The organism is Dysgonomonas sp. 216 (assembly GCF_010501065.1).
Classification (GTDB): Bacteria; Bacteroidota; Bacteroidia; order Bacteroidales; family Dysgonomonadaceae; genus QVMM01.
This window is the reverse complement of record NZ_QVMM01000016.1, coordinates 67,828-78,949: the sequence shown is the minus strand read 5'-3', so window position 1 is coordinate 78,949 and position 11,122 is coordinate 67,828. Positions and strand designations below refer to the sequence as shown.

Below are 11,122 nucleotides of genomic sequence, written 5' to 3'. Positions count from 1 at the left end.
TTTTAATGATGTTGGTTGTAAATCTTTCATAAGGTGACTTTTTTTGTGTCAACCTATATTAGGACGGGACATACTTTAAAATAAAAGAGAGCCACTGAAAAGCGGCTCTTTTTTGTATTGGTTTGATCTGAATATTTTATTTATTATCAAACGGACAATTCATTGGTTTAATCTGTTGGAAGAAATCGTTTCCTTTGTCGTCTACTAATATAAACGCAGGAAAATCTTCAACTTCAATTTTCCAAATAGCTTCCATTCCCAATTCGGGGTACTCCACAACTTCAAGGCTTTTAATATTCTCCTGAGCCAATATTGCAGCCGGTCCGCCAATACTTCCCAAGTAGAAACCTCCATGCTTTTTACATGCATCGGTTACCTGTTGGCTACGGTTTCCTTTCGCAATCATTATCAGGCTTCCTCCGTTTTCTTGAAACAGATCAACATACGAGTCCATACGTCCTGCAGTTGTTGGCCCCATCGATCCTGATGCATATCCGGTGGGTGTTTTTGCAGGTCCTGCATAATAAATAGGATGATCTTTTATGTATTGAGGCAAGCCTTCTCCACTATCTATTTTTTCTTTTAATTTAGCGTGAGCAATATCACGACCTACAATTATAGTTCCGGATAGAGACAAACGGGTAGATACCGGATATTTTGTCAGTTCAGCCAAAACCTCTTTCATTGGACGATTCAGGTTTATTTTTACACCTCCCGACTCTCCTGCTTTTTGATACTCGGCAGGAATCAAGCTAGCCGGATTATCTTCCATTTTTTCCAACCATACGCCATCTTTATTGATTTTTCCTTTTATATTACGGTCGGCCGAACACGACACGCCCATTCCGACAGGACACGAAGCGCCATGACGAGGTAAACGTACAACACGAATATCGTGAGCAAAATATTTACCACCAAATTGAGCTCCAAGCCCTAGCTCTTGTGCTGCCTTCAACAATTTCGCTTCCATTTCTATATCACGAAAAGCTCTACCCCCTTCGTTGCCCGATGTTGGCAAATTGTCGTAATATTTAGTAGAAGCTAATTTCACTGTTTTCAGATTAGTCTCGGCTGACGTTCCCCCAATTACAAACGCAATATGATATGGAGGACAAGCAGCTGTACCTAACGATTTCATTTTCTCGATAAGGAAAGGTTCTAACTTCTCGGGAGTTAACAGTGCTTTTGTTTCCTGATAAAGGTAAGTTTTATTAGCTGAACCACCACCTTTTGCTACAAAAAGAAATTTATATTCGTTACCTTGAATAGCATACAGATCGATTTGAGCCGGAAGATTTGTTCCTGTATTTATCTCCTTATACATATCGAGAGGCGCATTTTGCGAATAGCGCAAATTATCCTGTGTGAAAGTATTGTATACCCCCTGCGACAAGTACTCTTCGTCATTTGCACCTGTCCAAACATTCTGTCCTTTTTTACCCATTATGATAGCCGTTCCCGTATCCTGACAAAAAGGAAGAATTCCTTTTGCCGATATTTCGGCATTACGTAAAAATGTAAGAGCTACAAATTTGTCGTTTTCGCTGGCTTCAGGGTCTGAAAGTATTTTTGCAACTTGTGCCTGATGCTCTGGACGAAGATAAAACTCTACATCGTGAAAAGCTTGCTGAGCCAAAAGAGTTAAGGCTTCGGGTTCTATTTTCAGAACTTCCTGACCTTCGAATGTTGTTGTCGAAACATAATCTTTCGATAATAAATAATACTCGGTAGTATCTTTTCCTAACGGAAATGTCTCCTGATACTTGAATGGAGGTGTTGCCATAAATATTTTTTTTAGTTGTTATTTTCAGATACACAAAATTAATGAAAAACAGGTAAGCATTACCAAAAATCTTTCTAATTTTGAAGTTGCATTGTAATAAATAGACTGTCTTTCTAAATTATAAAATTAATGAGACGAATATTAGTTCTTATACTTATCATCTGTTTTTGTTTTTTTGTAGGTTTTCTTGCAAGCAAGGTTCAAGCCGAATCGCTAGCCAATTGGTATCCTTTACTAAACAAATCGTCGTTAACCCCTCCCAATTATATTTTTCCTATTGTTTGGAACATCTTGTATTTATGTATGGGGCTATCAATCGGATATATTCTGACTCGGAGAAACCCTAAGGAAATGATTTTGTTCGGTTTATTTTCATTACAGCTAGCCTTAAACTTTTTGTGGAGCATAACTTTCTTTTATATGCAAAACCCATTGTTTGGACTAATAAATATAACACTTTTACTCGTCGTTATCGGAGCATACTTAATAGCAAGCTTTAAATGGGCAAATAGATTTAGTTTTGCAATGTTTATTCCTTATTTTTTATGGGTTCTTTTCGCCGGATACCTTAATCTTTATATTGTTCTATACAATTAAAATAGGTAAACTATTCATTTTTTAATAATCCGCCGGTAACCATTCGTCCTGATTTAATTGTTTGACGTCGAGCCGAAAAAAACATATCGGGATTAGAATATGTACATAATCCTGATATTTCGATATTGTCGGGCAATACACCTACTCTGATTAAATCGGAAGCATTAGCTTGCTGCAAATTAATGTGCATTTTAGCTGTAGCTTTATTCAATCGTGATATCTCGACCATGTCAAATCCCGATTCTTCAAACTTAATGGCAACCTCCTCTCCTACTTCAAAAAACTCTTGAGATATAGACGGTGCGATACCAACTATTAGGTCACTTGGATTTGACGAATATCTGTCGATCATAACTCTCACAGTTTTAGAAGCAATACGGGCAACAGTTCCACGCCATCCGGCATGAGCAACTCCAAGCACATCCTGTTTAGGGTCGTATATAATTAACGGAACACAATCGGCTGTAGTTACACCTATAAATACACCTTTATTATTAGTAATAAGAGCATCTACACCATGCAAAATATGCTTTTGTTGCTCTACGCGATGTTGCAAAAAAACATCGTCTATTACAAGCACGGTATCTTCATGAGTTTGATAAGGTAAAATAAGATTATCGGCTTCAATATTTAACATCGAAGCCAGATGTTTTCGGTTCCGAACAACGTTAGATAAACTATCGCCGGAATATTCTCCTAAATTAAAAGAAGAATAATTGCCGGAACTTACTCCTCCTTTTATAGTCGTCGATAAATGAATAAGAGAGGAATATGTTTGCAAATTTTCGAAATGTATAATTCCCTTGTTAAAGTCGGATTGTATCATAGCACAAAAGAAAGAAATAATAGCTGTATCTAAAACTTTTCCTACATGAAAAACACAAAAGAATAGACTCTTAATTTTATCTATACATTAGACTAATATTAGGTAGAATAATAATCTTTAGGGTACTGTTGCTGCAAAACAGAAAAATCTGTCAGGTTTGTCAGGTTTTAAAATTCACATACTCTACAATACGTTATGAACAGGTTACAATTCTACATAAGTAGAAAACCTAAAAGCCATTTATCGGAAAAACAATGAACATAAAACACGTTTGCATCGTTATTATATAAACTTTTAAACTTAAATAATATGGGCAGGCGTTTAGAATTAGAAAAAGAATACGACATTGTCGATAAAAGAATTCAGGAAGCACCAAAAGATACTCCTGTAAGTTTATTAGAGGCATGGAGAAAAGAGCTCGATAGTATAGCTTTTGAGCTTAACAATCTCTATGATGACGACGAAAACGAATAAAATTTATTGCTTTTTTTGTCTCATTTTCAAGCAAAAGTATCTAATTTTGTTTCATACAAATTACGCACATGTGGTGGAATTGGTAGACACGCTACATTCAGGGTGTAGTGGGCGTAAGCCCGTGTAAGTTCGAGTCTTATCATGTGTACAAAAGGGTTTCAAAAAATTGAAACCCTTTATACTTTACTATCGATATTTTGTGTAAAATCAAGTCAAATCTTTTACATCAATTTCTCAATGTAAGTTGCCATTTCTTCTTGTAGCTTTTTAGCTTCTTGTTGAGCCTTGATTGCAAAATCTTCGGTCTTATCGGCGTATATGATCGCCCTTGACGAATTGACCAATAATCCGCATTGGCTATTCATTCCGTATTTCACAACCTCTTCCAAGCTTCCGCCTTGAGCCCCAACTCCCGGAACCAACAGAAAATGATTAGGCGCATGTTTACGAACCTCTGCAAAAAGTTCTCCCTGAGTTGCACCAACAACATACATCAGTTGCTCGTCGGTGCCCCATTCCTGCGACTTGTTTAAAACCTTTTCGAACAATCTTTCGCCATTCGCATCTGTTGTAAACTGAAAATCGTGCGATCCTTTATTCGAAGTCAGCGCCAGCAGTATAACCCATTTGCCCTCGTATGCAAGAAACGGTTTCACGCTATCTTCACCCATGTAAGGAGCAACTGTTACAGCTGTAGCTTTCAAATGCTTGAATGCCGATACGGCATACATATCCGAAGTATTACCAATATCGCCACGTTTTGCATCGAGTATAATAAACTGATCGGGGTACTTAGTGCGTATATATTCTATTGTCTTCTCCAGAGCCCATATTCCCTTAACTCCTATACTCTCGTAAAATGCCATATTAGGTTTATATGCCACGCAATACTTAGCAGTAGCATCAACTATGGCTTTATTAAAAGCATAGATAGGATCTTCTTCATTTAATAAATGAGATGGAATCTTGTTAATATCTGTATCGAGTCCTACACAAAGAAACGATTTCTTTGCCTTTATATTTTCAAATAATTCTTGCTTTGTCATAACATTATATCTTTATTACAATTCGCTTTCTTTTAATCTTTCGGCATTTTCGGCAATAATAAGCTGGTCGATAACGGGTTGAATATCTCCATCCATTATGGCGGGCAGGTTGTACAATGTAAGATTGATACGATGATCGGTTACACGTCCCTGCGGATAGTTATATGTACGTATTTTAGCCGAGCGGTCGCCTGTCGAAACCATTGTCTTACGTTTCGATGCTATTTCGCTCTGATACTTGTTTAGTTCTATATCGTACAATTTTGTACGAAGCATTAACAATGCTTTTTCCCTGTTCGCCAATTGCGAACGTGCCTCCTGACACTGAATCATTATTCCGCTGGGCTTATGGGTTAACTGTACTTTAGTTTCAACCTTATTTACATTCTGCCCTCCTGCCCCACTCGACCGTGCAGTTTGCCATTCTAAATCAGCAGGATTTATTTCCACATCAACCTCCTCTGCCTCGGGTAAAACAGCTACTGTAGCCGCCGAAGTATGCACACGTCCTTGAGTTTCGGTTGCAGGCACACGCTGAACACGATGAACGCCCGATTCGTACTTCATTATTCCGTAAACACCTTCGCCCGTAACCGTAAAGATGATTTCTTTATATCCGCCCGATGTACCTTCGGTACAACTGGTTAACTCGGTTTTCCAGCCTTTTGTCTCGCAATATTTAGTATACATACGATAAAGGTCGCCGGCAAAAATAGCGGCTTCGTCTCCGCCAGTTCCTCCACGTATTTCAACAATCGCATTTTTACCATCCTGAGGATCGGAAGGTACCAACAGTATCTTTATTTCTTCTTCAAGATTAGGTAGTCTTTCGGTAGCCGATTCAAGTTCTTCTTTGGCTATCTCTCTCAATTCTTCGTCCGACTCATTCTCCAATATATTTTTAGCTTCTTTTATACTGGTCAACACCTGTTCGTATTCGTTACGGGCCTCAACTATTTTCTCCAAATCGCGATATTCCTTGTTTAACTTAACAAAGCGTTTCATATCCGAAATTACAGACGGATCGGTTATTAGAGTACTTATTTCTTCGAATCGGACAACTAAAGCATTAAGCTTTTCCAGAAGGGACATTTGAGACATTTGTAATGCTATTTCTACTGTTTAGGTCTTTTTTTAATCAGTCGCAAAGATAAGAAAAAAAGCTTAAGTCATTTCACTCTGCCTTTCTGTTGTCCAAAATCGCCGGCATATTTTGCATAGCCCAATCTACAAGATTTTGAATACATGGTATAAGGCTGTAGCCAACCTCCGTTAATTGATATTCGACACGGGGAGGAACTTCTGCATAAACTTTGCGTGCAACCAAACCATCCGATTCAAGCGAACGTAGCGTTACCGTAAGCATACGTTGCGACACATCTGCAATAGAACGGTGTATATCGCTAAAACGCATCATTCCGTTAGCATTTAAGGTTATCAACACCAATATAGACCACTTATCCCCCAGCCTACTGATTACATCTCTTATCGGACAATTTCCATTCGGATGAAAATCTTTTATATTTTCTACATTCATATTATACTGTATATCAACAATTGTTACTTTTTGGTAAGTATCTTATTATGAGACACGTTATTGTTTATTCTAAAACTTCGCACTATTTTTACGCTACAAATGTAACAAACTTACCAAAAGTAAGTATTGTTTTTATTAAAGATATAATTTAAACCCTTTAAAAATTTCAATTATGGCAAAAAAAGTAGCAGTATTAGCAGTAAATCCGGTTAATGGATTCGGATTATTTCAATACCTCGAAGCATTTTTCGAAAACGGCATATCTTACAAGGTTTTTGCCGTAGCCTCCGACAAAGAAATCAAAACTAATTCAGGCATAACAATGCTTGCCGACGATGTTATAGCAAACCTAAAAGGACACGAAGATGATTTCGATGCCTTGGTATTCGGATGTGGCGATGCAATACCCAAATTTGGAGAAAACGCCGAAGCTCCTTACAATAAGGATATGATGGCCGTGATTAAAACATTCGGAGATAAAGGTAAATTAATGATCGGCCATTGTGCCGCCGGAATGATTTTTGAGTTTGCCGGTATAACCGAAGGCAAAAAAATCGCCGTACACCCATTGGCAAAAGCGGCTATACAAAAGGGTAAAGCTACCGACGAAAAATCGGAGATCGACGGAAACTTTTATACAGCCCAAACCGAAAACACCATTTGGACTATGATGGACGAAGTTATAAAAGCTTTGAAATAAAAGAAATATGAAAGAATAAAGGCAGAATTTCTAATAAATAAGAATTCTGCCTTTTATAATATTGTTTATCTAATGGCTATTCCCAATCCAGAATAACCTTACCACTTTCTCCTCCTTCCATTACATCAAAACCTTTCTGAAAATCATCAACCGAAAACCGATGTGTTATTATAGGCGATAGGTTTATACCCGAAATAAGCATTTGCTCCATCTGATACCAGGTTTCCCACATCTCACGTCCGTAGATGCCCTTTAATGTTAAGGCTTTAAATATAATCTTGTCCCAATCAATAGCTGTTCCTTTCGGTAAAATACCAAGCAACGATATTTTCGAACCGTTATACATACAATCTAACATTTCGTCAAAAGCTTTTGGCGACCCCGACATTTCGAGCCCTACATCGAAACCCCGCATATGTAATTTTTCGATTGCCTGTCTAACAGTTTCTCCTTTCGACGGATTAACTGTGAGCGTTGCACCCATTTGTTTGGCTATACTCAAACGATAATCGCTCAAATCGCTGACTACAATATACCGTGCTCCTGCAAATCGGCAGATGGCTGTCGCCATCGACCCAATTAAACCCGCCCCGGTTATAAGAACATCTTCGCCTATTACCGGAAACGACAAGGCTGTATGGGTCGCATTTCCGAAGGGGTCCATTATTGTAGCCATATCATCGGGAATACGGTTGTCAAGATGCACTACATTTTCGGCCGGAAGCGAAAGATATTCGGCAAAAGCTCCGTCACGGTTTACCCCTACCCCTATCGAATTTTCGCAAACATGTTCTTTCCCCCGCCTACAATTACGACAATGCCCACAAGCAATATGCCCTTCGCCAGTAACCCTGTCGCCAATCTTTATGTTTTTCACACCCTCGCCCATATCAACAACCTCGCCAACATATTCGTGACCGATTATCATTGGTGTTTTTATTGTGCGCTGAGACCACTCGTCCCATTTATATATATGAAGGTCTGTTCCACAAATAGCAGTTTTTTTTATTTTTATCAATACATCATTAATTCCTATTTCGGGAACGGGAACCTCCTCCATCCAAAGCCCTTTTTCAGGATGAAGTTTTAGTATAGCTTTCATTTTATTGCCCATACATTAGTTTATTTGATTTTATTGTATAACAAAGTTAGAAATTAATTCGTTTAACACACAAACTCATTACTATTTGTCACACCACAAAAAAAGGCCCAAACGTTTATTGCAGTCCAAACCGAAATAAGAAAGAAGTATTTTTCAGGCTTTAGTTGTATTTATATGTAAAGCTTAATAAGAAAAGAAGCTTACTTAATCATATTAGAAGAAAGATAATGTTGCATTTGTTCAAATGTATCGATAATACTGCTATCTTCTTTTTTCAACATAATAAAATCGTACAATTTCATTTTGCTTTCGCGTATACCAATGCAGAATCTACTACTATTAGCCGCCAACAGATAATTCAATGTATTGTCTTCCAACGTTGTCAGATCAATCAGCGTATCGTAATGCAAACCCCTGAACTCTTTTTCAACTTCATCTCTCAATGCATGTGTCCAAGTCAATTCCTTTGCTGCATCTATCACCCTTATATTTTCGGATGACAAAACTGCATGGTTTCTTTTAGGCCGGACAGTCCAAACGATAACTTTCTTCTTTTGCTGCAACAGTCTTTTTACAACAGGAGCTACTTCGTTCCACTCATCGATATTGAACAAAAGCAAAACTTGTTTTATCGAATCGTAATTTAAAAAAGCTTTCTCTCTTGTATTTCTCTGAGATATTGCTCCTATCTTTTTTTTCTGTAAAAAATTGAACATATCATTATCTTTTTATTCCAACATTTTTAAGAAATCTTCTTCTTTCAATATGGTAATTCCAATCTTCGTAGCTTTTTCGAGTTTAGCCGGCCCCATATTATGACCTGCAAGCACATAGTCTGTTTTACCCGAAATAGACCCGCTGTTTTTACCACCATTCGCTTCAATCATAGCCTTATATTCGTCGCGGGAATATTTATCGAACGTCCCGCTTATAACAAATACCTTACCTTCAAGTTTATCTGTTCGTTGCGACAACACTTCTGAACTTAACTCAAACTGTAACCCAAATTGACGCAAATGCTCAACAAGATTTCGGTTTTCTTCGTTCTCAAAATATTTTATAACGCTTAAAGCTATACGTTCTCCTATTTCGTCAACAGCCGTCAATTGCTCTAAATTGGCTGACATCAACAAATCGATATTGGGAAATGATGCTGCAAGTTTTTTGGCAACAGTTTCTCCTACATATCTTATCCCCAACGCAAACAACACCCTGTCGTAAGGAACTTCTACGGATTTAGCTATACTATCCGTCAAATTCTTCGCACTTTTTTCGGCCCAACGTTCTATACGCGAAACATCCTGCCATTTCAATGTGTAAAGATCGCCTACATTACGAACAAGATTTGCATTATACAAATGCTCTACCGTTTCCGAACCACCCGATATATTCATCGCTTTACGGGTTATAAAATGTTCGATGCGCCCTTTTATTTGTGGAGGACAGTTTTGCTCATTGGGGCAATAATAAACAGCCTCCCCCTCGTCTCTTACCAAAAGTGTTCCACATTGAGGACAATTTTTGATAAATACAACTTTTTCGCTAAACATATCGCGCGACGATGCATCTACCTCGGTTATTTTAGGGATAATCTCTCCTCCCTTTTCAACATAAACCGTATCGCCAATATGCAAATCCAAAGCCTCAATTGCATCCGAATTATATAACGACGCACGCTTTACTGTTGTACCCGATAGCTTCACAGGTTTCAGATTTGCAACAGGAGTTATAGCCCCTGTGCGCCCTACCTGATACGACACCGACAACAACTGTGTGATTTCTCTTTCTGCCTGAAATTTAAAAGCAATTGCCCAACGCGGAAATTTTGACGTATACCCCAAATTACGCTGTTGAGACAAGGAATTAACTTTCAGAACAATACCATCTGTTGCAACGGGCAAATTCTTACGTTCGGTATCCCAATATTTTATAAACGCCGAAACCTCGTCAATTGTTCTGCACTTTTGTGTAGCATCCGATATTTTAAAACCCCATTCCTTAGCCTTCATCAGGTTTTCGTAATGTCCTCCGGCAGGTAAATTATCACCTAACATATAATACAAATACGAATCGAGCTTACGCGAAGCTACAATCTTCGGGTCTTGTTGCTTTATTGTTCCCGATGTAGCATTACGAGGGTTTGCAAACAGTTGTTCTTCCTGATCGGCACGTTCTTTGTTTAGTTCGTCAAACACCTTCCAAGGCATAACAATTTCCCCTCTTATTTCAAATTCGTGAGGATAATCGTTTCCCTGCAACATAAGAGGAATACTGCGTATTGTCCGTACGTTATCTGTTATATCATCGCCTCTTACCCCATCTCCCCTAGTTACAGCCTGAACAAGTTTTCCGTCTATGTAGGTAAGGGATATTGAAGTTCCATCATATTTAAGTTCGCATACAATCTCGAAATCTTCGTTCAGGTCTTTTTTTACCCTGTTGTAAAAATCCTGTATCTCTCCTTCGGTATATGTATTTGCCAACGACAGCATAGGATATTTGTGCGCAACCTGATTGAAACTTTTATTTATATCGCTCCCTACCCTTTGAGTTGGAGAGTTAGGATCAGCCAAATCAGGATGAAGGGCTTCCAATTCGGCCAATTCTTTTAATTTCTTATCGAATTCGAAATCCGAAATAGTAGGGTTCGACAAAACATAATAATTATAGTTATGCCTATTTAGTTCGTCCCTTAATTGTTCTATTTTATTCTCTACAGAATCCATCTACTTTGCAGTTTTAGCTTGACTTGTATGCAAATTTAAGAAAAGAATTAGCGTTACATTGCTTGATACAGGCAATTCATGTAAAAAAAGTATAAATTTAAACGGAATAGCTATTGCCTGTGAATATAAAGAGATAAACCGAACAATACATATTTATTATGCTTAAATTATAATATTTTCATCATTTAGGGTTAAGTTGAACTCGTTTATTTTCGTCTCAGTCTAAATAATGTTATACGATTTGCAATACCAATACCCATATATTACCTTTGTATAAGGAGAGATATAAACACCTATATCTCAACACATAACACAATTCAATATATACAAC

The 11,122-nt window shown here is 37.8% G+C and carries 11 protein-coding genes and 1 tRNA gene; 4 read left to right on the top strand and 8 right to left on the bottom strand.

Going from position 1 to position 11,122, the window contains the following annotated elements; translation table 11 throughout:
- Nucleotides 1–136: 136 nt before the first annotated feature.
- Nucleotides 137–1,783 carry a fumarate hydratase gene (locus D0T53_RS10140; protein WP_163267511.1) on the bottom strand — a complete coding sequence of 549 codons (1,647 nt, stop codon included), beginning with the start codon at nt 1,781–1,783 and terminating at the stop codon, nt 137–139.
- A gap of 129 nt (nt 1,784–1,912) precedes the next feature.
- Between D0T53_RS10140 and D0T53_RS10135 the strand changes: the two genes are divergently transcribed.
- Nucleotides 1,913–2,380 (top strand): TspO/MBR family protein, encoded by a 468-nt coding sequence (locus tag D0T53_RS10135; protein ID WP_163267509.1) that lies wholly within the window; start codon nt 1,913–1,915, stop codon nt 2,378–2,380.
- 10 nt (nt 2,381–2,390) lie between these two features.
- Here the strand turns inward: D0T53_RS10135 and pgeF are convergent, their stop codons facing one another.
- The gene (pgeF, locus tag D0T53_RS10130) at nt 2,391–3,206 is read right to left on the bottom strand and encodes a peptidoglycan editing factor PgeF (RefSeq protein ID WP_163267507.1); all 816 of its coding nucleotides are present in this window, start codon (nt 3,204–3,206) and stop codon (nt 2,391–2,393) included.
- A gap of 309 nt (nt 3,207–3,515) precedes the next feature.
- Between pgeF and D0T53_RS13450 the strand changes: the two genes are divergently transcribed.
- Both D0T53_RS13450 and D0T53_RS10125 read left to right on the top strand, forming a co-directional pair.
- A complete protein-coding gene (locus tag D0T53_RS13450) occupies nt 3,516–3,680 on the top strand; it encodes a hypothetical protein (protein ID WP_185152991.1) in 165 nt (54 codons plus the stop codon).
- A gap of 64 nt (nt 3,681–3,744) precedes the next feature.
- Nucleotides 3,745–3,828 (top strand) — tRNA-Leu (locus D0T53_RS10125).
- A 73-nt stretch (nt 3,829–3,901) separates the two neighbouring features.
- Here D0T53_RS10125 and pyrF read toward each other — a convergent pair.
- The 3 genes from pyrF to D0T53_RS10110 all read right to left on the bottom strand — a co-directional run bounded on the left by pyrF (nt 3,902) and on the right by D0T53_RS10110 (nt 6,248).
- Entirely contained in the window at nt 3,902–4,726 is an 825-nt protein-coding gene (gene pyrF, locus D0T53_RS10120; protein ID WP_163267505.1) for an orotidine-5'-phosphate decarboxylase, read from the bottom strand.
- A gap of 15 nt (nt 4,727–4,741) precedes the next feature.
- On the bottom strand, nt 4,742–5,827 hold the full coding sequence (gene prfA, locus D0T53_RS10115; RefSeq protein WP_163267503.1) for a peptide chain release factor 1: 1,086 nt from the start codon (nt 5,825–5,827) through the stop codon (nt 4,742–4,744).
- Nucleotides 5,828–5,900: 73 nt separating this feature from the next.
- On the bottom strand, nt 5,901–6,248 hold the full coding sequence (locus tag D0T53_RS10110) for a helix-turn-helix domain-containing protein (protein WP_163267517.1): 348 nt from the start codon (nt 6,246–6,248) through the stop codon (nt 5,901–5,903).
- 187 nt (nt 6,249–6,435) lie between these two features.
- Between D0T53_RS10110 and D0T53_RS10105 the strand changes: the two genes are divergently transcribed.
- Nucleotides 6,436–6,963 carry a DJ-1/PfpI family protein gene (locus D0T53_RS10105; RefSeq protein WP_163267501.1) on the top strand — a complete coding sequence of 176 codons (528 nt, stop codon included), beginning with the start codon at nt 6,436–6,438 and terminating at the stop codon, nt 6,961–6,963.
- A gap of 76 nt (nt 6,964–7,039) precedes the next feature.
- On the opposite strand, the gene tdh is transcribed toward D0T53_RS10105, so the two are convergent.
- From tdh to ligA, 3 genes are all read right to left on the bottom strand, one after another.
- The gene (tdh, locus tag D0T53_RS10100) at nt 7,040–8,065 is read right to left on the bottom strand and encodes an L-threonine 3-dehydrogenase (RefSeq protein WP_163267499.1); all 1,026 of its coding nucleotides are present in this window, start codon (nt 8,063–8,065) and stop codon (nt 7,040–7,042) included.
- 200 nt (nt 8,066–8,265) lie between these two features.
- Nucleotides 8,266–8,781 carry a hypothetical protein gene (locus tag D0T53_RS10095; protein WP_163267497.1) on the bottom strand — a complete coding sequence of 172 codons (516 nt, stop codon included), beginning with the start codon at nt 8,779–8,781 and terminating at the stop codon, nt 8,266–8,268.
- A gap of 12 nt (nt 8,782–8,793) precedes the next feature.
- Nucleotides 8,794–10,791, bottom strand: coding sequence for an NAD-dependent DNA ligase LigA (gene ligA / locus D0T53_RS10090; RefSeq protein ID WP_163267495.1), 1,998 nt, complete (start codon nt 10,789–10,791; stop codon nt 8,794–8,796).
- Nucleotides 10,792–11,122 lie beyond the last annotated feature (331 nt).

Excerpts from the sequence above, each read along its gene's own strand:
- D0T53_RS10140 (WP_163267511.1), bottom strand. The coding sequence starts at position 1,783 with ATGGCAACACCTCCATTCAAGTATCAGGAGACATTTCCGTTAGGAAAA.
- D0T53_RS10135 (WP_163267509.1), top strand. The coding sequence starts at position 1,913 with ATGAGACGAATATTAGTTCTTATACTTATCATCTGTTTTTGTTTTTTT.
- pgeF (WP_163267507.1), bottom strand. The coding sequence starts at position 3,206 with ATGATACAATCCGACTTTAACAAGGGAATTATACATTTCGAAAATTTG.
- D0T53_RS13450 (WP_185152991.1), top strand. The coding sequence starts at position 3,516 with ATGGGCAGGCGTTTAGAATTAGAAAAAGAATACGACATTGTCGATAAA.
- pyrF (WP_163267505.1), bottom strand. The coding sequence starts at position 4,726 with ATGACAAAGCAAGAATTATTTGAAAATATAAAGGCAAAGAAATCGTTT.
- prfA (WP_163267503.1), bottom strand. The coding sequence starts at position 5,827 with ATGTCTCAAATGTCCCTTCTGGAAAAGCTTAATGCTTTAGTTGTCCGA.
- D0T53_RS10105 (WP_163267501.1), top strand. The coding sequence starts at position 6,436 with ATGGCAAAAAAAGTAGCAGTATTAGCAGTAAATCCGGTTAATGGATTC.
- tdh (WP_163267499.1), bottom strand. The coding sequence starts at position 8,065 with ATGAAAGCTATACTAAAACTTCATCCTGAAAAAGGGCTTTGGATGGAG.
- D0T53_RS10095 (WP_163267497.1), bottom strand. The coding sequence starts at position 8,781 with ATGTTCAATTTTTTACAGAAAAAAAAGATAGGAGCAATATCTCAGAGA.
- ligA (WP_163267495.1), bottom strand. The coding sequence starts at position 10,791 with ATGGATTCTGTAGAGAATAAAATAGAACAATTAAGGGACGAACTAAAT.